A 21150-nucleotide genomic window follows, 5' to 3' on the forward strand; every position below is an offset into this window, starting at 1 on the left:
GCGCCGCCTGACGGGAAGATGGCAAGGGGACGAGCTCCATTCAGTCCCCCTGCCCCGTCGCCATCGCCCGTCGCCGTCCTCGTTATGGCTACCTCTCCCTTGAGGGACGGATTGCAGAATGCGCATTCCGTCCCTCAGCCTTCTTTTCAGAACTTGCCCCGCACGGTCACGCCGTAGGTCCGCGGTTCGGCGAGGAACTGCGAGAACAACTGGCGCCCGCCCGGGAACTGCGGATCCTGGAATGCCGCGGTGGCGGCGCCCTCCTGGAACGGCGAGTTGAACGCGACCTGCGCATATTGCTGGTTGAAGACGTTCTGGCCCCAGAACTCGATCGCCCAGCGCTCGTCCTTGCCGCGCAGCCCGACCCGCGCATTAACCAGCGCGAAGCCGTCCTGCGCCTTTTGCGGGAACAGGTCCGAGCCCGTATTATAGTCGCTGGTCATCCGCGTATCGACGTAGAACAGCGCTGACAGCCCGCTGTCGCCGATCGGCGGCGTAAACGCCATCGATGCGGTGGTGACGATATCCGCCGAGTTCGACAGCGTCTGGCCCGGTAGCTTGCGCAACGCCTGATCGAGCGGCGCGCCCGAACTGTTGCCGACCAACTGGTCGCGGTAGCCGGTGTCGGTGAACGTCGCGCCCAGTGTCACCCGGAAATCGCGGACCGGGATCAGGCTCGCCTCCAGCTCGACGCCCTGCGCGCGCACGCCGTAGCCAACGTCACCCGACGGGCACGCACCCGTCGTTCCCGCTGCCGCGCTGTAGTTGGTAGCTGCCGTGAACTTGCTCTGGTCGCGATCGCCACCGGCCAGGCTCGAATCGCAGCCGTTGATGTTTTGTACTAGGAAGACCGTGCCGTTAAACGTGTTCAATTGGAAGTTCTTGAAGTCCTGGCGGAAGGCCGCGACGCTCAGCGAGAACGGCCCGGTACCGTATTTCGCACCGATCTCGAATGAATTGACCGTTTCGGGATCGAATTGCAGCCCGCGCACCAGCGCCTGTGCGCCACCGACCGCCGCAAAGGTCGTCGTCGGCACGCCTGCGACCACCGCGATCGGCGTCTTCAAGGCGGAGCGATCGAGGTTGAACCCGCCCGCCTTGTAGCCGCGCGAATAGCTTGCATAGACCAGCAGGTTGTCGACCGGTTTCCACGACAGGATCGCGGTGCCGGTGAACTTGTGCTCCTTGCGGCGGTCGTTGATGCTGACGCCGTTCAGCTCCGCGGTCGAATTGCCCTGGCACCCCAGCCCGATCAGCCCCGCCGCGAGCGCGCGTGCGGTCGCGTTGGGACTGACCAGATCATCGGTCAGCGAGGATTCGAGCGCGGTACAGACGGTGTTGTTGTTGCCGAACGTCGCGTCGAAGGTCTTGCGCTCCTGCGTGTAGCGCGCGCCCAGCGTCAGATCGAGCGTGCTGGCGAGATGGATGATATTGTGCGTGAACGCCGCGAAATTCCGGCTGTTCTGCTGATAGGTATCGATCGTCGAGCCGAGATTGTTGAGCCCGTCGAGGCGTGCGAAACCCGCCACGATATCGGCACCGCTCGCCCCGCTGGCGCCCGCCAGGGTGGCCGGGCCGACACCGGGAACGACGCAGCTCGGGCTGGTCGGCGAATAGAGCCCAGCCAGACCGCCGCCCGAGATGATGCGACAGGTCGCGAACCGGCCATATTGCGACCCGAACTTCAGATTGTCGTGCACCGTCAGCTTTTCGTCGGTGTAGAAGCCGCCGACCAGCCAGTCGAGCTTGCCAGCAAACGCGCTGCCCTGGAGACGCAATTCCTGCGTGAACGTCTTGAACTGGCGGGAGGAATTGCCGTCGGCCGCGCGGTAGAGCACGTCCGCCGCCCCGTAATCGGTGTCCGATCCCTGATCCGCCTTGTAATTGCGATACGCGGTGATCGAGGTGAGCTTCGCACCGCCGAGCTGCCAGTCGACCTGACCAGAGAACCCGTAGTCGCGCGTCACGCCGGCAAAACTGCGCCCAGCGCTGGTCGAGATCGTCCGCGAATAGCCGGGGCGGTTGAGCAGCGCGAGCGGCTGGCCGAGATCGCGCAGGACGTTGACGATGTTGTTGCCGTTCGGAAGCCCGGTGGTCAGCGGTGTCGCCGGTTCGTTCAGATTGCCGATCGACGGATTGACCGACTGATCGACATAGGTCGCGGCGCAGCATTTCTCGTTGCGGTGGGTATAGTCGCCGATCAGCCGGATATCGATGTCCGAGGTCGGCTCGATGCGTAACTGGCCGCGCACGAAATAGCGGTTGCGATCGTTGACGTCGGTCTTGTTGGTCGGATCGTAATAAAAGCCGTCGCGCTTGACGTAGACGCCGTCGACACGCGCCGCGATCGTCGAGGACAGCGGCACGTTGAGGTTTCCGGCCAGCCGATAATAGTCGTAATTGCCGTAGCTTGCCTCCGCACCGCCGCTGAATTCGGTGAATGACGGCGCCTTGCTGAAGATGCTGATCATGCCCGCGGTCGAATTGCGGCCGCCCAGCGTGCCCTGCGGCCCGCGCAACACCTCGACCCGGTCGATCTCGCCGAGTTCGTTGAGACCGATGCCCGAGCGCGAGCGATACACGCCGTCGATGAACACCGCGACCGAGCTTTCGAGCCCGGGGTTGTCGCCGACCGTGCCGATCCCGCGGATGCGCGCCGAGCCGTTTGCCTCCGACCCGGTCGACGAAACCAGCAGCGACGGCGCAAGCTGGCTCAATTGGCGGATGTCGTTCGCGCCCGAGTTCTGCAGCGTCTCCCCCGACACCGCGGAAATCGCGACTGGAACGTCGGCAAGCGCCTGCGCACGCCCCTGCGCGGTGACGATGATATCGGCGGTCTGGTCGTCGTCGCTTGCGGGCGGCGCTACCGCCTGTCCCTGACCGGACTGCGTCGTCCCAGACGGCGCCCCTGCTTGCGAAATAGTCTGTGCGGCGACGGGTGACACCGTCGCGATTGCGAGTACGGAAAACGCGCACGCGGCGAAATAGCGCTGCTTGGCCACATCTCTCTCCCTGTTCGGCCGGAGCGCTTCTGGCCCGTACCGTACATTCGAATAGATACCTCGCAGAGGATAGCGTCAAGCAAGTAACGCGTAGCAAATCGCTACCGGTATGCACAAAAAACCGCGTACTTGACGCAGGTTAGAAACCAGTTCCGAATATTGGGAGCGAGTTCTGAAGATCGGAAGGATGGCGGGAGGTCCGGCCATTTGCCAGCCTCCCGCCTGATCCCCTCTCCAAACTCGTACGGTCGCTTCGATCGTCATCTGAAGGTCCGGTATGGCAGTGCTTTTGCACGATATCCTGCGTGTTGCAAAGCCCCTTCTTCGCCGATGCGTCCAATCCTGACCGATGCGCGGCGGGCTACGCGCGGTCAGCTTGCTGCCCACCTCGCCAGATCCCATCTCGATGCCGCAAGATTACTGGAGACCGCACATGATCGACCTGCATTATTGGCCCACGCCGAACGGCCACAAGATCACGCTATTCCTCGAGGAAGCCGGGCTCGACTACACGATCAAGCCGGTAAACATCGGCAAGGGCGAGCAATTTGCCTCCGATTTCCTGGCGATCGCGCCCAATAACCGGATGCCGGCGATCGTCGATCATGCCCCGAGCGATGGCGGTGCGCCGGTGACGGTCTTCGAATCGGGCGCGATCCTGCTGTATCTGGCAGAGAAGACCGGGCGCTTCGGTGACGGCGACCTGCGCGGACGCACCATAGTGAACCAGTGGCTCATGTGGCAGATGGGTGGGCTTGGCCCGATGCTGGGGCAGAACCATCATTTCAATCGCTATGCGCCCGAGAAGATCCCGTATGCGATCGATCGGTATGTGAAGGAAACCAACCGCCTGTACGGCGTGCTGGATCGTCGACTCGAGGGTCGCGACTTCATCGCCGGCGACTATTCGATCGCCGACATGGCCGCGTATCCGTGGATCGTACCCTATGAGGCGCAGGGCCAGCGGCTGGAGGATTTTCCGAACGTGAAGCGCTGGTTCGAGGCCATCGCCGCGCGGCCGGCAACCGTCGCGGCGTATGAAAAGGGCAAGGCGATCGCCGACAGCAGCGCGCCGATGACCGACGAGGCCAAGAAGCAGCTATTCGGCCAGACCGCCGCGACCCGCTGATCGGCCATCGGTGATCGTCCGGCGGTGGTCGTCAGTCGGCGATCGTCAGTCGGTGGTCGTCAGTCGCTGATCGTCCAGCCCAGACGCGGATCACCACCGCGGACGGGTTGGGCGGCGGCGAGCCGTTCCGCCAAGCTGCCCGATACGGTGTAGGCGGGCACGACGGCGGGTGCCGGGCGCGCGACATAAGGCGATATTGGCCGGGGGCGATACGAGACCGTTGCCGGAGCGAACGACCCTGCTCCGCTCGGCATGCTGGCGGCCGGCGGGACGAAGCGCGCCATCCGCACCGATGGTCGCGCCACGCGGGTCGCCGCGCCGGTAAAGGCGGTGAACTCATGCCCCTCTTCGAACACCGCATGCCGACCGGTGATGAAGGCGCCAGCGATGACGCCACCGACGATGATCGTGCCGATCGTCTCGCCGGTCCGACCGCCACCTGCCGCATGATACCGGCCGACGACCGGTACGCTGCGGCCGCCGACGTCGATCGACCGCAGTTCGACATCGACCTTGCCGGACTTGCCGAACGCGCCCTTGCCGCTGCGATAGACGACTTCGCCGGTGCCGGCCGTGCCGCGCGGGATCAGGATCGCGCCGTCGACGACGACGTCTCTCGCGACCGACACCGGCACCATCTGGCCCAGCCGCGCGCGATCGGATCCGACTTCCTCGTTCAGCCTGAGCACGACTTCGGTGTGGGCCGGCACGAGCACGCCGGCGTTCGCACCGGCGGATGCACCGGCGGATGCACCGGCGGGCGCGGCGGCGTCTGCACCGGCGGGCGCCTCCGCCGCGATTGCCGCGGCCAGCATGCAGCACCCCATCGCCACCATCATCAGTCTGCGCATCGCACCCTCTTCCCCGCGAACGCCCGGCCATCGCCGGGTGCCTGTGGTTTCTGGCGTACGGGGAAAGAGCTGATTATTGCGTGAAACGAGGTGGTTAACTCTCGCGCCCCGGCCGCCTGGACAGTGCAACGTCCAGATGGCCGCCACCGTCGAGCAGCAGCACTTCGCCGGTCATCGCGCGACTTAGCGGATCGAGCAGCATCTCGATCGGGCCAGCGACGTCGTCGGGCCCGGTCGCAAAGCCCATCGGCACCGAAGCCGCGACCTTGGCATTGAGTTTGGCGAACCCTTCGTCGCCGAGCCGCTTCTCGTACCAGCCGGTCGCGACATAACCGGGCGCGACCGCATTGACGCGAATCTCCGGCGCCAGGACCCGCGCGAGGCTCTTCGTCATCGTCACCAGCGCACCCTTCGATGCGGCATAGGCGACCGACGATCCCATGCCGAAAACGCCCGCGACGCTCGCAACGTTGACGACCGCGCCCATCGGGCTTGCGCGCAATGCCGGGGCGCAGGCGCGGATCATCTGGAACGGCGCGACCGTGTTCAAGCGGTAGATGTCGATGAAATCCTCGGCGTCGAGCGCATCAAGATCCTCGTGCGCAGCGAATTTCGTCCGGCCGGCATTGTTGACGAGGAAGTCGATCCGCCCGAACGCGTCGGTCGCGGCCTTGGCCAGCGCACGGCAGGCGGCGTCGTCGACGATGTCCGCCTGCACCGCGATCGCGCCCTGCCCGACTTCGACCGCCAACGCCTCCGCATCGTCGCGGCTGGTCGCGTAGTTGATGACGCACGACACGCCGCGCGCCGCCAGCCGCCGCACGACCGCCGCGCCGATCCCGGTGCCGCCGCCCGTCACGATCGCGACCGCGCCTCGCAAAGCGTCGCTCATGCCTGCGCACTCGGGCGAGCCGTCGCACGGGCGTGCCAGGACTTCAGGTGCGCCAGGTCTTCGGGTACCGCGATGCCAACGAACTTCGCGAAGTCGATCGTCGTCAGCAGCACGATGTCGGCGATCGTGTAGCGCTCGCCATCGAGCCACTCGCGACCGGCGAGCGCGTGATCGAACTCCGTCATCGCCGCGAGCACGCGCGGGCGCTGGCTCTCGCCGAATTCGATATATTGCGGCTGGACGATCCGCGCGGTCCAGGGGTGCGTGTGCAGCCAGACCATCGACAGCGGCGTCATCAGCCGCAGCTCGATCCGCCGGGTCCACATGTCGATCTCGGCGATGTTGTGCGCGCCGTGGCCGAACATCGGCGGTTCGGGGTGGAGCATTTCGAAATAGCGGCAGATCGCGACGCTCTCGGTCAGCACGCGGCCATCGTCGAACGCGAGCGCCGGCGTCTGGCCGAGTGCGTTGACCGACAGGAACGCCTCCGCCTTGTGCTCGGCCTTGGGGATCGAGATCTGCGCCATCGGCACGCGGACGTGCTTTTCAGCGAGGAAGATGCGGACGCGGCGCGGGTTGGGCGCTGGCAGCGCGCTATCGTAAAACAGCATGGCGTCTCCTCGACTTCGGTTTTCGAATATACCGTATGGCATTGCCGGGCGGGTTCGCCTAGCGATGCGCGGATGACGACTGCTGCAGACATGCTCGCCACGGGCTTTGCCACATTGCCCGATCTGATCCGCGCGCATGCGCTCGAACGGGGGGATCGCAGCGCGGTCGCCGACGCGCAGGGCAGTATCGACTATCGAACGCTTGATTCGACGATGGACCGGGTCGCGGCGGCGTTGCAGCGTGATGGGGTAGCGCCGGGGACCGCGGTGGCGATCGTCGCGGCGCCGACGACGGACTACGCGGCCGCTTTCCTTGGTGCGGTACGCGCGGGGTGTGTCGCAACGCCGATCGCGCCGTCCGCTACGCCGGCGGCGATCGCGGCTATGATTGCGGATAGTGGCGCACCGATCGTGTTCCTCGATGCGGAGAATGCTCGGGCGCTGGAGGAGCAAACGCTTTCAGGCCGCCCCATCTTGTTCTCCCGCGAAGGCGGGAGCCCAGACTGGACCCCCGCCTTCGCGGGGGAACAAGCTTTTGGCGATTGGCTGGCTCCTGATGGTGCCAAGCCCATCCCCGTTACAATCGCGCCCGAAGACCCGTTCAACATCATCTACTCCTCGGGCACGACCGGCACGCCGAAGGGCATCGTCCAGAGCCACGCGATGCGCTGGGCTCACGTCTCGCGCAACACCGCCGCCGGGTTCGACACGGCGGTGACGATGATCGCCACGCCGCTCTATTCGAACACCACCCTAGTCAGCTTCCTGCCGACACTCGGCTGGGGCGGTACCGTCGTACTGATGAAGAAGTTCGAGGCCCGCGCGTACCTCGAACTCGCCGAACGCTACCGCGCCACGCACACGATGCTGGTCCCCGTCCAATATCAGCGGATCATGGCGCTACCCGATTTCGACGATTTCGACCTGTCGGCGTTCCGCTTCAAGACCAGCACCAGCGCGCCGTTCTCGGCCGCGCTGAAAGCCGACGTCGTCGCGCGCTGGCCGGGCGTGCTCGTCGAGTTCTACGGCATGACCGAGGGCGGCGCGAGTTGTGCGCTGAACGCCACCGCTAACCCGACCAAGCTTCACACCGTCGGCCAGCCAATGCCAGGCCACGAGATCCGCCTGATCGACGACGACGGCATCGAAGTCGCGCCGGGCGAGATGGGCGAGGTCGTCGGTCGCAGCCCGGCGATGATGAACGGCTATCACGGCCGTACCGAGGCGACGCGCGATGCAGAATGGCATGACGCGGACGGCAACCGCTACATCCGCCACGGCGATGTCGGACGGTTCGATGAGGACGGCTTTCTCACGCTGATGGACCGGAAGAAGGACCTGATCATCTCGGGCGGGTTCAACATCTATCCGTCGGACCTGGAGGCAGTCCTGGCGCAGCATCCGGCGGTCGCGGACTGCGCGGTGATCGGCGTGCCCTCGGAAGCTTGGGGCGAGACGCCCGTGGGATTCTATGTGCCGCGCGATGGCGCGACGGACGATGCAACGGCGATATTGGCGTGGGCGAACGGGCAGGTCGGCAAGACGCAACGACTGTCGGCGCTCCATGTCGCCGCCGAACTGCCCCGCAGCGCGATCGGCAAGGTGCTCAAGCGCGAACTGCGCGACCGATTGGCGGCGCCCGCGGCATGACCAGTCTCAGACAGGCGATCGACGCGCTGGTGCGGACCGAAGATGGCTGGCGCGGGACGGTGCCCGAAAACTGGCTGCAGGGCCGCACCGCCTATGGCGGTTTCTCCGCCGCGCTGGCGCTCCACGCCGCGCAGCAGTCCGACGTCGACCTGCCGCCGCTGCGGTCTGCGCAGGTGTCGTTCATCGGGCCGCTGTCGGGCGAGATCGTGATCCGGGCGAGCCGGTTGCGGCGCGGTCGCAATGCGGCGTTCGTTCAGACGGATGTCGAGAGCGCGGCGGGGCTCGGACTTCGTGCAACGTTCGTTTTCATGGGCGCGGTGGAATCGCGGGTCGATCACCAGACGGGTTGCGCGCCCGACTTCCCGATGCCGGGACCGGACACGCAGACCTTCCGTGGCCATAGCGCGGTGGCGTTCTCGCGCAATTTCGACCTGCTCGATCGCCGCGACGATAGCGTCGGGCCCGCCGAGTGGCTGCGCTGGGCACGGCTGGCCGAGCGTGACGGGCTCGATCCGATGGTCGAACTGGTCGCGCTCGCCGATTGCCTGCCGCCCGCCGCGCTGAAGCTGCTTGGTGGCCCTGCTCCGCTCAGTTCGATGACGTGGCTGCTCAATATCCTGGGGCCGCAGCCGGTGACGCGTGACGGCTGGTGGCTGCTCCGCGCGACCACCGATTATACGCGGGAGGGCAGTTCGAGCCAGCAGATGGCGATCTGGAATGCCGACGGCACGCCGGTCGCCGAGCAGATGCAGAGCGTAGCGATCTTCGCCTGAACTTTGATGAACGCGCTCGACATATCTTGCGACACATTGACGGCACTGCGGCAAAAGCCTGCGACAACTAGAGGTTAGACCGGCGTCATTCGATGGGAATTCGTCCCACTCAGCCGGAGTTCGACATGCGAAAGACCGTCCTCACCCTGATGCTCGCCGCCAGCGCGATCACGTCCGCTGCCAGCGCGCAGACCGCCCCTGCCCCCGCAACCCCGCGTCCGCCGATGCGGCAGGATGCGAACCGCGACGGCGTCACGACGCGCGCCGAAGCGATCGCGCAGGCCGACGCCCGGTTCGCGCAGATGGATACCGACCGCGACGGACGGATCAGCGCCGGCGAGATGCGCGCCTATCGCACCGCCATGCACGACCGGATGGTGGCGAGCGGCCGCGACGTGCCGGTTCCCCCGCCGGGTGGCGGCAAGCATGACGGCATGGGGCGGCAGATGGATCCGAACCGCGACGGTAGCGTGACGCGCGAGGAGTTTCAGGCGCGTGCGCTCAAGCGGTTCGACCGTATGGACGCCAACCGTGACGGCACGATCGACGCGACCGAGCGCGCCAATGCCGTCGAGATGCGCCGCGTCGACCGACGCGAACGCCGCGAGGGCGTCACCCCGCCCGCACCAGCGCCCGCCCCTGCTCGGTAATAACCTGCTCGATAATCCGGAAAGGGGGGAGGCACCGCGTCCCGGTGCTTCCCCTGGACAGCCGCCATGCTAGACACTGCCCCGATGGGAGATATGCCGCATCTGCTGCTCGTCGACGACGAGCGCTCGATCCGCGAGCCGCTGGCCGCGTACCTCACCAAACAGGGGTTTCGCGTCACGCAGGCGGGCGATGCGGAGAGCGCGCGGACGCGGCTGACCGCCTATGCGATCGACCTCGTCATCCTCGACATCATGATGCCGGGCGAGGACGGGCTATCGCTGTGCCGCCATATCGCCGCGACCAGCGACGTGCCGGTGATCCTGCTGACCGCGCGGACCGAGGAGACCGACCGGATCATCGGGCTCGAAATGGGCGCGGACGATTATGTCGTGAAGCCGTTCTCGCCGCGCGAACTGGCGACGCGCGTGAAGGTGATCCTGCGGCGTGCGACCGCGGGCGGTGCGCGCCAGCATGCGCCGGAAGCAAATGCCTATGCCTTTGCCGGCTGGGTGCTGAAATCGGGCGAGCGTGCGCTCGTCGACCGCGAGGGCGTGTCGGTGCCGCTGTCGACCGGCGAGTATAATCTGCTGTTGGCGCTCGTGACGCGACCACGCCAGGTGCTCACGCGCGACCAATTGCTCGACCTGACGCAAGGACGCGAGGCCGCCGCGTTCGACCGCGCGATCGACAACCAGGTCAGCCGGTTGCGGCGCAAGATCGAGGCGGACGCCAAGACGCCCGAGTTGATCAAGACGGTGTGGGGCGGCGGCTACACGCTCGCCGCCGAAGTGACCCGCTTGTGATGGCGGCATGATGCGCGTCCGGCCATGGCCGCGCAGCCTCGCCGGGCAGATGGCGCTGCTGATCGCGCTGGCGCTGTTCGTCGCGCAGGCGATCAATTTCGGGCTGATCCTGCGCGATCGGACCGAGTTTCGACTGGCCCAGGCGACCCGGCCGGTCGCGACGCGGATCGCCGACGCACTCGAGCGGGAGGCGCATGCCGGGCGATCACTCACCGCCAATCGCGGCCGCGTTCGCCGGCTTGCCGCCAATCCGATCCCGCCGATCGGGTATGAGCGCCATCCCGAGGTGGCGGCGGAATTGCGTCGTCAGCTCGCGGATCAGGGCGTGACGGTCGGGCAGATCGATACCGGGCTCCAACCCGCGACACCGGAAGGCGACGCGGATCGCGACGACCGGCGACGTGCCGGGATCCGCCGCGGCGACCGCGATGGCGCCGCGCTGCTGATCGCGCTCGAACAGCCGGGTCGCGGCTGGCTGACGATCACCGCGCCCTGGCCGCAGCCCGGCTGGCGGTTGCTGATCGCGTTGCTGAGCCAGACGGCGATCCTCTACATCGTCGTCCTGTTGCCGGTGCTGTGGATCGTCCGCCGAATGTCGCGGCCGTTGCGCGATCTGCGCGCGGCGGCGGAACGGTTTCGGCCGGGCGAACCGAGTCCACCGCTCCCTGTGCGCGGCCCCGACGACGTCGCCGCGCTGATCACCGCATTCAATGCGCTCAGGCTGCGGGTGACGGGGATGCTCGACGAGAAGGACCGGATGCTGGGCGCGATCGGGCACGACCTGCGTACCCCGCTCGCCGCATTGCGGGTGCGGATCGAGTCGGTCGAGGATGATACCGATCGTGCGAAGATGATCGACACGGTGGCCGAGATGAACCGGACGCTCGACGATATCCTGTCGCTGGCGCGGCTCGGGCGGCCGAGCGAACCGCCGACCGACGTCGACCTCGCCGCGCTGGTCGACGCGGTGGTCGAGGATTTCCGCGATCTCGGCTGCGAGGTAAGCTTCGTCGAGGCGGACCGGTTGCGGATGCGCTTGCGGCCGTCGTTGATGCGGCGCGCGGTACGCAACCTGATCGAGAACGCGGTGAAGTATGGCGTGTCGGCGGAGGTGCGGGTCGAGGCTGGGGCTAAGACGGTGGCGATCGTCGTGGCCGACCAGGGGCCGGGGATCCCGGAGGACCGGATGGGCGACGTGTTCGACGCGTTCACGCGGCTGGAGAGTTCGCGGAACCGGGAGACCGGGGGGATTGGTTTGGGGCTGGCGCTGGCGCAAGCGATCGTGCGCGAGGCTGGGGGAGAGATCCGGTTGGTGAACCGCGTGGGCGGCGGCCTCGACGCGATTATCGAGCTGCCCCGCTAATTGCTTCTACTCCCTCTCCCCTCTGGGGAGAGGGTCGGGGTGAGGGGCAGCCAAGCAGGGCATCGCCTGGAACAGGGGGGGGATCGCCCCCCCCCCCCCCCCCCCCCGCCAAGCAGGGCATCGCCTGGAACAGCCCCTCACCCCAGCCCTCTCCCCGGAGGGGAGAGGGAGCAGTAAGCTTAGCCCTCTTCCCGCAAGGGGAGAGGGGGTCGGGTCAGTCTCAGTCCTCGATGATCTGGCTATGCGTCCTCGTGTCCTTCATGCGGAGGTACACGATCAGCGACACGCCGATCATCGCGGTGACGTACCAGTAGAAGCCGCGCTCCATGCCCTCGTTCTTGAGCCACAGCGCGACGTACTCAGCCGTCCCGCCGAACATCGTGTTCGCCAGCGCATACGGCAACGCCACGCCCAGCGCGCGGACGTGCGCCGGGAACAGTTCCGCCTTCACCACCGCGTTGATCGCGGTGTAGCCGGTGACGATGAACAGCGACGCCACCACCAGGCCGAACGCCAGATAGGGGTTGGTCGCGGTTTCGAGCACGGTGAAGATCGGCACCGTGCACAGCACGCCGGCGATCCCGAACCCGACCATCAGCGGCTTCCGCCCGATGCGGTCCGACAACGCACCCGCCAACGGCTGGAACGCAGCATACAATGCCAGCGCCGCGGTCATGATCAGCGTCGCGGACTCACGGCTGAACCCGCTCGTATTGACCAGGAACTTCTGCATGTACGTGGTGTACGCATAGAAGGCGAGCGTACCGCCCGCGGTGAGCAGCAGCACGGTGAACGCCTCGCGCGGGTATTTGCTGAACAACAGCCACCCGCTCGATTTCGGCGTGCCGTCGGCCTTGGCGTTCTGATAGCTCTCGGTCTCGAGCAGGCCGCGACGGATGCGGAACACGACCAGCGCGAGCACGCCGCCGATCGCGAACGGAATGCGCCAGCCCCAGGCGTCGAGCTGGGCCGTGTCCAGCGTCGACTGCAGCAGCAGCAGCACGCCGAGCGCGAGCAGTTGGCCGGCGATCAGCGTGACGTACTGGAAGCTGGAGAAGAAGCCGCGCCGCGACTTGCCCGCCATTTCCGACAGATACACAGCACTCGCGCCGTATTCGCCACCGACGCTGAGGCCCTGCATCAGGCGTGCAAGGATCAGCAGCGCCGGCGCGATCCAGCCGATCGTCGCGAAGCCCGGCGTGATCGCGATCAGGAACGAGCCCGCGCACATCAGCGTCACCGACAGCGTCAGACCCGATTTACGGCCGTGGCGATCGGCATAGATGCCCATCACCCACGCACCGATCGGTCGCATCAGGAAGCCGACCGCGAACACCGCGGCGACGCTCATCAACTGCGCCGTCGCATTGCCCTTGGGGAAGAACACCGGCGCGAAATACAGTCCGAATGCCGAATAGACATACCAGTCGAACCACTCGACGAGGTTGCCCGCCGACCCGCCGAGGATCGATTTCAGGCGGTGGTTCTTCTCCGGCGGAAGTGTCGTGCTCGCCATTATTTAGCTCCCTGCACAGCTTGGGTTGGGGCAAAACCGCGCTTCTTGAGCAACGCGTTCACGTCAGGATCGCGGCCGCGGAACGCGCGATACGCCTCCGCGCGGTCGGTTTCATTACCCGTCGACAGCAGGACCTTGGCGAACTTGTCCGCCGTGGCCTTGTCCCACGGGCTGCCGGCTTCCTCGAACGCCGCGAAGGTGTCGGCGTCCATCGTCTCGGACCACAGGTAACTGTAATAGCCCGCCGAATAGCTGTCCGACGCGAACAGATGCTGGAACTGCGGAACGCGGTGACGCATTACCAGCTGCTTCGGCATGCCGATCTCGGCGAGCGTCGCGGCCTCGAACTTGTCCGGATCGATCACGCCGTCGGGGACGGTATGGATCTTCATGTCGACGATCGCCGACGACAGATACTCCGTGGTCGCAAAGCCCTGGTTGAAGGTCCGCGATTTCTCGATCTTGTCGAGCAGGTCCTGCGGCATCGCGGCCTTGGTCTGGTAATGCCGCGCGTATTTGTCGAGCACGTCGCGGGTCAGCAGCCAATGCTCGTTCACCTGGCTCGGATATTCCACGAAGTCGCGCGGCGTGCCGGCGAGCCCCGGATAATAGACGTTCTGGAGCATTGCGTGGATCGCATGGCCGAACTCATGGAACAGCGTCTGCGCATCGTCGAGGCTGATGAGGATCGGCTCGCCGGGCGCACCCTTGGCGAAGTTGTTGTTGTTCGACGACAGCACGAGCTGCGCCGGGACGAGGCCGCGCTGACCACGATACGTGTTCGCCCACGCGCCCGACCGCTTGCCGGTCCGCGCGAAATCGTCGCGATAGAACAGGCCGACGTCCTTGCCGGTCTTGTCCGTCACGCTCCACACGCGCATGTTAGGCTCGAACACCGGCACCGTCCCGGTGATCTCCTTGAAGTTCAGCCCGTACAACCGGTTGGCGGCGTAGAGCGAGCCCTGGATGATGTTGCCGAGCTCGAAATACGGCTTCAGCTGCGCCTGATCGAGGTCATACCGGGCTTTCCGCACCTTCTCCTGGTAGAAGCGATAATCCCACGGCTCGATCGTCAGCGAGGTGCCGGCGACCTTCTGCATGTCCGCGACTTCCTCGGCGACGCGTCCCTTCGCGGCGGGCCAGACGCGCATCATCAGGTCCATCGCCGCGGCGGGCGTCTTCGCCATCGTGTCCTGCATGCGCCAGTCGGCATGCGTCTTGAACCCGAGCAGGTGCGCACGGTCGGCGCGCAGCTTGACGATCTGCGCGATCGTCGCGTTCGTGTCGCTCGCATCGCCATTGTCGCCGCGGTTGACGAACGCACGCCACACCTTCTCGCGCAGCGCGCGGTCGGTCGCGTAGGTCAGCACCGGATCGACCGCCGAGCGCGTGTTGACGATCGCGAAGCCCGGCAACTTCCGCTCAGCCGCTGCCGCCTTGGCCACCGCCTTCACGCTGTCGGGCAGCCCGGCGAGTTGCGCTTCATCGCCGACCGCGATGGCGGTGCTCTCGTCGGCGAGCAGCTTCTCGCCGAACGTCGAGAACGCGGTCGCGAGCTGCTGGTTATACTGAGAGAGCTGCGCCTTCTGCGCGTCGTTCAGCTTGGCGCCCTGCCGCACGTAGCTGTCGTAGATCCGCGTCACGAGGCGGATCTGCTGTGCGTTCAGCCCGCTCGAATTGCGCGTGTCGTAGATCGCCTGGATGCGTGCAAACAGCGGCTTGTCGAAGGTGATCGCATCCGACGCGGCGGAAAATTTCGGCGACCATTCGCGGTCGAGCTTCTGGTAGGCGGGCGTGTTCATGTTGCCGGTCATCACGCCGAACAGCGTCATCACCTGGCCGTAGCGCTTGCCGGCAAGCTGCATCGGCACGATCGTGTTGGCGAAATTCGGCTTGGCGGTGTTGTCGGCGATCTTGCGGTATTCCGCGGTGCGCTCGGCCAGCGTGGTCTCGAACGCCTGCGGGAACAGCTCGGGGCGAACCTTGTCCCACGGCGGCACCCCGCCCATCGGGCCGGTCCAGTCGGCGAGCAACGGATTGGCGGCGGGCGCCGTTGCAGGCGCGACCTGCGCGACGACGGAGGTAGACGCCATCAGCGCGACGGCACTGGCGGCGAGGTATAGAAACTGCACATGGATCTCCCGGTCGATGTTCCGGGTAGCATAGAGATAAAGTCACACAGAGGAAGGCGCGCAGGGCATTTAGGGTATCGCACGCCCGTCGTCGTTCAATCGAGCGGCGGTTCGTCGGCCGTCTGAGTCGCCGCCAGCGCCGCCGCAGCGATCAGCCGCCGGCCCGTTTCCGCCGCGGCCTCGGGTGTCATCGCGATCGCGACGCCTTCGGGCCCATCGAGCGTCACTACGCCCCTCTCGGCCGAGGCAACGCCCGGGATGGCTTCCGGCTTCAACATGATCGCTCTCCGTGCATTCCGGCACCATCGACGATCGCATGCTGCCGGTCGCAGTCAGTCGCCTCTGGACCCGTACAGATATTGGGGTTCGAACTCCGCAACGGCTGCGAGCGCCTTACGATCCAGGATATTCACCTCACCGGCCTTGAACGTAAGCAGATTTTTCTCGCGCAACGCCCGTAGCACGCGATTGACGTGCACGCCGGTCAGCCCGCTCGCCTCGGCCAGATCGGGCTGCGTCATCGGCAGCTTGAACCGTCCGTCCACCGCCATCCCGACCATTTCGAGCTTCACGTTCAGTTCGCAGAACAGATGCGCGATCCGCCCTTCCGCACCCAGGCGCCCAAGCCGGAAGATCCACTCGCGGTGCATCGCCGCGTCGAGCAGCGTGCTGAACCAGAGCTTCTGCGTCAAATGCGGATAGCGTTCGGTGATCCCCTGCAACGTTCGGTGATCGAAGCAGGCGATCTTCACCGGCCCCAACGTGGCGATGTCGTGATCGAGCCGTTTCATCGGAAAGGCGTGGAGATCGACGAAATCGCCCGGCACGTGCACCGCGACCAGCTGCCGATGGCCCTCGCGGTCGTCCATGTATCGGCAGACGAACCCCTCGACCAGGAGCGTGCTCGTATCGATCAGGTCGCCCGCGCGGACGATCTGCTTACGCGCTGGCACCAGCCGCACCGACCCTATGCTGTCCTCCAGCACCTGCTTTTCTTCGTCGCTCAACTCATGCCGGCCGCGCCCCATGAGAAACTTTTCCGAGATCATCCAAGCCCCTTTTCCGCGCACTGCGGTACCGACCTGCGGCATAAAAGAACAGATCGAGATTCGTACTGATACATATCAAAGCTCGTGCCGGAAGCGAAACATTGCCCCCGTTCGCGGGTTCCTCCCCGACCATGTATCAGCCAATTTTCCAAAACGATCATCCCCTCGCGCGCAAGTTCATCGAAACGGTGCAGGCGCCGCGGTTTCCCTGCGTCGGCGCAAAGTCTGCGCTCGCCAAAGGACAGATGGACATCCTGGTCGCACGCGACGTGCGATCTGCTTGGGATGACATGAGAATTTCTCCGGCGCTGGGCGAAACGGTGCGCAAATACCGCGAAGATCGCGCCATTTTCCGGACACTCATCATCCTGTTCGAGGCTCCTGCCCTGTTGTCCGAGGAGCAGTTCGAGGCGCATCTGTGGGCGCGCGCGCAGTCGCTCAGCGACAAGGATTCGTGGCTCGGCTATCAGCCCGACCCGTCGGTCAGCAGCGATCCCGACGATCCGCATTTTTCGTTGAGCTTTGCCGGCGAGGCGTTTTTCGTCGTTGGCCTGCATCCGAACGCGAGCCGCCCGGCGCGGAAATTCGAATCGCCGGCAATGGTGTTCAACCTGCACGACCAGTTCGAAGTGCTGCGCAATCAGCAGCGCTACGACAAGCTGCGCTCGTCGATCCTCGCGCGCGATCTCGACCTTGCCGGTTCGATGAACCCGATGCTGGCACGGCACGGCGAAAGCAGCGAAGCGCGGCAATATAGCGGCCGCGTGGTCGACGAATCCTGGAAATGCCCTTTCAAGCGAGGTGACGCGCGTGGCTGACATCAAGACGATCCCGCCGCGCTCGGGCGCCGGCTTCACGCTCGACAAGGGGCAGACCCTGACGGTGATCGACCCCGAGGGCTGCCAGGTCTCGGATCTGCTGGCGTATAATCGCGCCGATGTGCGCGAGGCGATCTCGTCGGGGCGGACGCTCGATTATGCGAGCCGGTTGTACCTGACGACCGGCGACCTGCTATATTCGAACCGCAGCAACGTGATGCTGGAGATCGTCTCGGACGATGTCGGTCGGCACGACTTCCTGCTGACGCCGTGCTCGAAGGAGACGTTCGCGATCATCTATGGCGACACCGATCCGCATCGCGGCTGTTTCGGCAACCTTGCGGAGGCGTTGGCGCCGTGGGGCGTAGAGCCGGACCAGATCCCGGTGGCGTTCAACTGCTTCATGAACGTGCCGATCAACGGCGAGACCGGCGCATTCACCGTCGAGCCACCACTGAGCAAGGCCGGCGACACGATCGTGTTCCGTGCGGCGATGGACCTGGTGATCGGCATGACTGCCTGCTCGGCGCTGCAATCCAACGGCGGCAGCTTCAAGCCGATCCAGTACCGGATCGACTGAGCGTCAGCGCGACTGGCGGAGCGCGCCGGCAGCGCGGACGTCGGCAATGCTCGGATAGCCGTTGACGGCCATCAGCAGATCGGCCTCGGCCAATAGGCATTTGAGAACGTGCGCTGCGCCGGCCGCACCGTCTAGCGCCAGTCCGTAGGTGTAGGGGCGACCGACCCCGACGGCGGTCGCGCCGAGCGCCAGCGCCTTGACGACGTCGGTCCCCGACCGGATTCCGGAATCGAACAAGACAGGCGTCGATCCGGAGGCGGCGACGACACCCGGCAGCATGTCGATCGCGGCGATCCCGCCATTCGCCTGCCGGCCGCCATGATTGGAGCAATAGATTCCGTCCGCGCCCTCGTCGATCGCGCGGCGCGCATCGTCGGGATGGCAGATGCCCTTGAGCACGATCGGCAATTTGGTCAGCGAGCGCAGCCACGGCATGTCCGCCCAAGTCAGCACGCGCCCAAACGTCGCCGCCCAGGCCCCGATCGCCGCCGCCGAATCCTCCTCGGGCGGTTTGGCGAGCAGCTTGCGGAAAGCCGGGTCCGAGAAATAGTTCATCAGCACGTGGCCGCGTAGCTGCGGGAAATTCGCTGCGTTCAGATCGCGCGGGCGCCATCCCGTCACCCAGGTGTCGAGCGTCACGACGATCGCCTTATATCCGGCCGCCTCGGCGCGGTGCACCAGGCTTTCCGCGACGCCGACGTCCTTGGGGGTATAGAGCTGGAAGAAGCCGGGGGTGTCGCCCAGCGTCTCCGCCACCGCCTCGAGCGGGTCGTTCGACAGCGTCGATGCCATCAGCGGCACGCCGGTCATCGCCGACGCACGCGCCGCGGCGAGATCGCCATGCTGGTCCTGCGTGCAGATCCCGTTGATCCCGACCGGAGCCATGAACAGCGGCGTCGGCAGCGTCATCCCGAACAGGTCGATCGACAGGTCGCGCCGGCTGCAATCGACCATCATCCGCGGCGTGAGCCCCCAATGCCGAAACGCACGCGCATTCTCGTCTTGCGTGAACTCGTCCCCGCAGCCTCCCCGGAGGTACGACAGCACCGCCGGCGGCAGCGCCGCGCTGGCGCGCCGTTCGAGCGTCGCGAAATCGACCGGCAGCGTCGGCACCACGCCGCGCAGGCCAGCGCCATAGATCGCGTTCTGATAATCGCCGTAGTGCGCCATCGGGACCTCTCGCATTTTTGTTTGCGGTGATCGTGGCGGAGTGGCGGAGAGACTGCAATCACATGCGAGCTCGCCTCCTCAATATATTGAGAAGGCGGTGTCTTATCGATTGGCGCGTCGTAGCGAGACGTCCTGCCCCTGATCGATCAGGCCCGAAACGGGACAATATAGTATAGAATTAACATCCATTCCGGATTGAACTGATTTCATTGATGCACGAGCATGATCAACTCGGGAGCTACTCAGTTGGAATATTATCCGATGTTCAGCCGGTTAAGATATCGAGCCCTATGCGCCATATCGACTCGACGGCAAATCGAGGAAGGTTGGACCCAGCTCAGCTATGCAAAGGCCTGTCACGGCATGGCTGCCCTTGCTCATCTCGAAGCAAAGCTCAGCAATCCGAAACGACGCAAATCGCGCCGCCCCCTATCCTTGGCCTTAGCCCAACTTCGGATGTCCTGACCCGCGAAACCCGCCGAAAATTGCGTCCAAGACGTGCGGAACGACTGCGCTCGACGCCGTCAATGCACCGAAACCCGTCCCTTGCGGGGCAGGTCGGGATACGTCGCGGTTGGAAGTGGTGCCCCTGGCCGGAATCGAACCAGCATGCCTTGCGGCAACCGATTTTGAGTCGGTCGCGTCTACCAATTTCGCCACAGGGGCAGCGGCGGGTTGGCTAGACGAAGCTTTCGGCTACCGCAAGCGTCTTCAGTTGCGGGGTGGCTGGCGGCGATAGCTGAGGGCTTCGGCGATGTGGATGCGGCCGACGGCGTCGCTGCCGGCGAGGTCGGCGATGGTGCGGCCTACGCGGAGGATGCGGGTGTAGCCGCGCGCAGTGAGACGCATCGCTTCGGCGGCCTGGGCGAGCAGTTTGCGCCCGGCTTCGTCGGGGGTAGCAACGGTATCGAGCAGCGGGCCGTCGGCTTCGGCGTTGGTGCGCGCCGGGTGGTCGCGGTAGCGGTCGGACTGGATCGCGCGGGCAACGGCGACGCGGGCGGCGACTTCGGCGGAGCCTTCGGTCGGGGGCGGGAGGATGAGGTCGGCGGCGCTGACCGCCTGAACGTCGATATGGAGGTCGATTCGGTCGAGGAGCGGACCGGAAACCTTCGCCTGATAATCCGCCGCACATTTCGGGGCTCGCGCGCAGGCCAGGCTCGCGTCGCCGAGATGGCCGCAGCGGCACGGGTTCATGGCCGCGATCAACTGGACGCGAGCCGGGAACGTAACGTGTGCGTTGGCTCGAGCTACGCTGACCGTGCCCGTTTCGAGCGGTTGGCGGAGCGAATCGAGGACGGCGCGCTGGAACTCCGGGAGTTCGTCGAGGAACAGCACGCCCAAATGCGCCAGGCTGACTTCGCCCGGCTTCACCTTGAGGCCACCGCCGGTGAGCGCTGCCATCGACGCGGAATGGTGCGGCGCGCGGAAGGGTCGCGTGCGGGTCAGGCGGCCGCCCGAGAGCGTGCCGGCGACCGACTGGACCATCGACACTTCGAGCGCTTCGGCTGGATCCAGGGGCGGCAGGATGCCGGGCAGGCAGGAGGCCATCAGCGACTTTCCGGAGCCGGGTGGGCCTACCATCAGTAAATTATGTGATCCCGCAGCGGCGATCTCCAGCGCACGCTTCGCGGTCTCCTGCCCTTTGACCTGCCGCAAGTCCGGACCGTGATCGGCCTGCTCGGCGATGCCGGGCCTTGGAGGACTAAGGAGGCCGTGGCCCTTGAAATGGTTGAGCAGCGACAGGAGGTCGGGTGCGGCGACGACCTCGATCTCGCCAGCCCAAGCTGCTTCCGAACCTTGGGCTGCGGGGCACACGAGCCCCTTCCCGACTTCCGACGCGTGGAGCGCCGCAAGCAGCACGCCGGGCGACGCCGTGATCCGCGCGTCGAGGCCGAGTTCGCCGACGATCACGTAATCAGCCAGCGCCTCGGCGTCGACCACGCCCATCGCCGCGAGCAACGCCAGCGCGATAGGTAGATCGAAATGCGATCCTTCTTTCGGGAGATCGGCGGGCGACAGGTTCACCGCGATACGCTTCGGCGGCAGCGACAGTCCCATCCCCGCGATCGCGCCGCGCACGCGTTCGCGACTTTCGCCGACCGCCTTGTCCGCCAGGCCGACCACGTTCCTAGATGACGCACATATCAAGTGTAAAAACGC

The 21150-nt window shown here is 65.8% G+C and carries 18 protein-coding genes and 1 tRNA gene; 8 read left to right on the top strand and 11 right to left on the bottom strand.

The window, feature by feature from the left end; genetic code table 11:
* Positions 1 to 146: 146 nt before the first annotated feature.
* On the bottom strand, positions 147 to 3002 hold the full coding sequence (locus tag VH567_RS07680) for a TonB-dependent receptor (RefSeq protein ID WP_423324712.1): 2856 nt from the start codon (positions 3000 to 3002) through the stop codon (positions 147 to 149).
* Positions 3003 to 3435: 433 nt separating this feature from the next.
* Between VH567_RS07680 and VH567_RS07685 the strand changes: the two genes are divergently transcribed.
* Positions 3436 to 4131 (top strand): glutathione binding-like protein, encoded by a 696-nt coding sequence (locus VH567_RS07685; RefSeq protein WP_423324714.1) that lies wholly within the window; start codon positions 3436 to 3438, stop codon positions 4129 to 4131.
* 59 nt (positions 4132 to 4190) lie between these two features.
* Here VH567_RS07685 and VH567_RS07690 read toward each other — a convergent pair whose 3' ends face one another.
* The 3 genes from VH567_RS07690 to VH567_RS07700 form a co-directional block, all read right to left on the bottom strand.
* Positions 4191 to 4982 carry a hypothetical protein gene (locus VH567_RS07690; protein ID WP_423324716.1) on the bottom strand — a complete coding sequence of 264 codons (792 nt, stop codon included), beginning with the start codon at positions 4980 to 4982 and terminating at the stop codon, positions 4191 to 4193.
* A 94-nt stretch (positions 4983 to 5076) separates the two neighbouring features.
* Positions 5077 to 5874, bottom strand: a complete 798-nt coding sequence (locus VH567_RS07695; RefSeq protein ID WP_423324718.1) for an SDR family NAD(P)-dependent oxidoreductase — start codon at positions 5872 to 5874, stop codon at positions 5077 to 5079.
* Positions 5871 to 6485, bottom strand: a complete 615-nt coding sequence (locus VH567_RS07700; protein ID WP_423324720.1) for a glutathione S-transferase family protein — start codon at positions 6483 to 6485, stop codon at positions 5871 to 5873. Before VH567_RS07700 ends, VH567_RS07695 begins: the two co-directional genes overlap by 4 nt.
* 72 nt (positions 6486 to 6557) lie before the next feature.
* Here VH567_RS07700 and VH567_RS07705 point away from each other — a divergent pair, with 72 nt between their 5' ends.
* The 5 genes from VH567_RS07705 to VH567_RS07725 all read left to right on the top strand — a co-directional run bounded on the left by VH567_RS07705 (position 6558) and on the right by VH567_RS07725 (position 11725).
* On the top strand, positions 6558 to 8135 hold the full coding sequence (locus VH567_RS07705) for a class I adenylate-forming enzyme family protein (protein WP_423324722.1): 1578 nt from the start codon (positions 6558 to 6560) through the stop codon (positions 8133 to 8135).
* Entirely contained in the window at positions 8132 to 8908 is a 777-nt protein-coding gene (locus VH567_RS07710; RefSeq protein WP_423324724.1) for an acyl-CoA thioesterase, read from the top strand. The genes VH567_RS07705 and VH567_RS07710 overlap by 4 nt, the downstream gene beginning before the upstream one ends.
* A gap of 125 nt (positions 8909 to 9033) precedes the next feature.
* Entirely contained in the window at positions 9034 to 9558 is a 525-nt protein-coding gene (locus VH567_RS07715) for an EF-hand domain-containing protein (RefSeq protein WP_423324726.1), read from the top strand.
* A gap of 84 nt (positions 9559 to 9642) precedes the next feature.
* The gene (locus tag VH567_RS07720; RefSeq protein WP_056411068.1) at positions 9643 to 10362 is read left to right on the top strand and encodes a response regulator; all 720 of its coding nucleotides are present in this window, start codon (positions 9643 to 9645) and stop codon (positions 10360 to 10362) included.
* A 10-nt stretch (positions 10363 to 10372) separates the two neighbouring features.
* The gene (locus tag VH567_RS07725; protein ID WP_423324728.1) at positions 10373 to 11725 is read left to right on the top strand and encodes a sensor histidine kinase; all 1353 of its coding nucleotides are present in this window, start codon (positions 10373 to 10375) and stop codon (positions 11723 to 11725) included.
* Between the two features lie 220 nt (positions 11726 to 11945).
* Here the strand turns inward: VH567_RS07725 and VH567_RS07730 are convergent, their stop codons facing one another.
* The 4 genes from VH567_RS07730 to VH567_RS07745 all read right to left on the bottom strand — a co-directional run bounded on the left by VH567_RS07730 (position 11946) and on the right by VH567_RS07745 (position 16422).
* The gene (locus VH567_RS07730; RefSeq protein WP_423324730.1) at positions 11946 to 13241 is read right to left on the bottom strand and encodes an MFS transporter; all 1296 of its coding nucleotides are present in this window, start codon (positions 13239 to 13241) and stop codon (positions 11946 to 11948) included.
* Positions 13241 to 15373, bottom strand: a complete 2133-nt coding sequence (locus tag VH567_RS07735; protein ID WP_423324732.1) for a M3 family metallopeptidase — start codon at positions 15371 to 15373, stop codon at positions 13241 to 13243. The genes VH567_RS07730 and VH567_RS07735 overlap by 1 nt, the downstream gene beginning before the upstream one ends.
* 95 nt (positions 15374 to 15468) lie before the next feature.
* A complete protein-coding gene (locus VH567_RS07740; RefSeq protein ID WP_423324734.1) occupies positions 15469 to 15651 on the bottom strand; it encodes a hypothetical protein in 183 nt (60 codons plus the stop codon).
* A 54-nt stretch (positions 15652 to 15705) separates the two neighbouring features.
* Positions 15706 to 16422, bottom strand: a complete 717-nt coding sequence (locus VH567_RS07745; protein ID WP_423324736.1) for a Crp/Fnr family transcriptional regulator — start codon at positions 16420 to 16422, stop codon at positions 15706 to 15708.
* Positions 16423 to 16553: 131 nt separating this feature from the next.
* Here VH567_RS07745 and gntA point away from each other — a divergent pair, with 131 nt between their 5' ends.
* On the top strand, positions 16554 to 17240 hold the full coding sequence (gntA, locus tag VH567_RS07750) for a guanitoxin biosynthesis heme-dependent pre-guanitoxin N-hydroxylase GntA (RefSeq protein WP_423324738.1): 687 nt from the start codon (positions 16554 to 16556) through the stop codon (positions 17238 to 17240).
* Positions 17233 to 17820 carry a DUF1989 domain-containing protein gene (locus tag VH567_RS07755; protein ID WP_423324740.1) on the top strand — a complete coding sequence of 196 codons (588 nt, stop codon included), beginning with the start codon at positions 17233 to 17235 and terminating at the stop codon, positions 17818 to 17820. Before gntA ends, VH567_RS07755 begins: the two co-directional genes overlap by 8 nt.
* 3 nt (positions 17821 to 17823) lie before the next feature.
* Here VH567_RS07755 and VH567_RS07760 read toward each other — a convergent pair whose 3' ends face one another.
* From VH567_RS07760 to VH567_RS07770, 3 genes are all read right to left on the bottom strand, one after another.
* The gene (locus VH567_RS07760) at positions 17824 to 18990 is read right to left on the bottom strand and encodes an alpha-hydroxy-acid oxidizing protein (protein ID WP_423324742.1); all 1167 of its coding nucleotides are present in this window, start codon (positions 18988 to 18990) and stop codon (positions 17824 to 17826) included.
* Positions 18991 to 19571: 581 nt separating this feature from the next.
* Positions 19572 to 19656: transfer RNA gene (locus VH567_RS07765), tRNA-Leu, on the bottom strand.
* A gap of 45 nt (positions 19657 to 19701) precedes the next feature.
* Positions 19702 to 21114: a YifB family Mg chelatase-like AAA ATPase gene (locus VH567_RS07770; protein ID WP_423324744.1), complete on the bottom strand. Its 1413-nt coding sequence runs from the start codon at positions 21112 to 21114 to the stop codon at positions 19702 to 19704.
* Between the last annotated feature and the right edge of the window lie 36 nt (positions 21115 to 21150).

This window comes from Sphingomonas sp. 4RDLI-65, from assembly GCF_049472435.1.
Classification (GTDB): Bacteria; Pseudomonadota; Alphaproteobacteria; order Sphingomonadales; family Sphingomonadaceae; genus Sphingomonas.

Excerpts from the sequence above, each read along its gene's own strand:
- VH567_RS07685 (WP_423324714.1), top strand. The coding sequence starts at position 3,436 with ATGATCGACCTGCATTATTGGCCCACGCCGAACGGCCACAAGATCACG.
- VH567_RS07690 (WP_423324716.1), bottom strand. The coding sequence starts at position 4,982 with ATGCGCAGACTGATGATGGTGGCGATGGGGTGCTGCATGCTGGCCGCG.
- VH567_RS07695 (WP_423324718.1), bottom strand. The coding sequence starts at position 5,874 with ATGAGCGACGCTTTGCGAGGCGCGGTCGCGATCGTGACGGGCGGCGGC.
- VH567_RS07700 (WP_423324720.1), bottom strand. The coding sequence starts at position 6,485 with ATGCTGTTTTACGATAGCGCGCTGCCAGCGCCCAACCCGCGCCGCGTC.
- VH567_RS07705 (WP_423324722.1), top strand. The coding sequence starts at position 6,558 with ATGACGACTGCTGCAGACATGCTCGCCACGGGCTTTGCCACATTGCCC.
- VH567_RS07710 (WP_423324724.1), top strand. The coding sequence starts at position 8,132 with ATGACCAGTCTCAGACAGGCGATCGACGCGCTGGTGCGGACCGAAGAT.
- VH567_RS07715 (WP_423324726.1), top strand. The coding sequence starts at position 9,034 with ATGCGAAAGACCGTCCTCACCCTGATGCTCGCCGCCAGCGCGATCACG.
- VH567_RS07720 (WP_056411068.1), top strand. The coding sequence starts at position 9,643 with ATGGGAGATATGCCGCATCTGCTGCTCGTCGACGACGAGCGCTCGATC.
- VH567_RS07725 (WP_423324728.1), top strand. The coding sequence starts at position 10,373 with ATGCGCGTCCGGCCATGGCCGCGCAGCCTCGCCGGGCAGATGGCGCTG.
- VH567_RS07730 (WP_423324730.1), bottom strand. The coding sequence starts at position 13,241 with ATGGCGAGCACGACACTTCCGCCGGAGAAGAACCACCGCCTGAAATCG.
- VH567_RS07740 (WP_423324734.1), bottom strand. The coding sequence starts at position 15,651 with ATGTTGAAGCCGGAAGCCATCCCGGGCGTTGCCTCGGCCGAGAGGGGC.
- VH567_RS07745 (WP_423324736.1), bottom strand. The coding sequence starts at position 16,422 with ATGATCTCGGAAAAGTTTCTCATGGGGCGCGGCCGGCATGAGTTGAGC.
- gntA (WP_423324738.1), top strand. The coding sequence starts at position 16,554 with ATGTATCAGCCAATTTTCCAAAACGATCATCCCCTCGCGCGCAAGTTC.
- VH567_RS07760 (WP_423324742.1), bottom strand. The coding sequence starts at position 18,990 with ATGGCGCACTACGGCGATTATCAGAACGCGATCTATGGCGCTGGCCTG.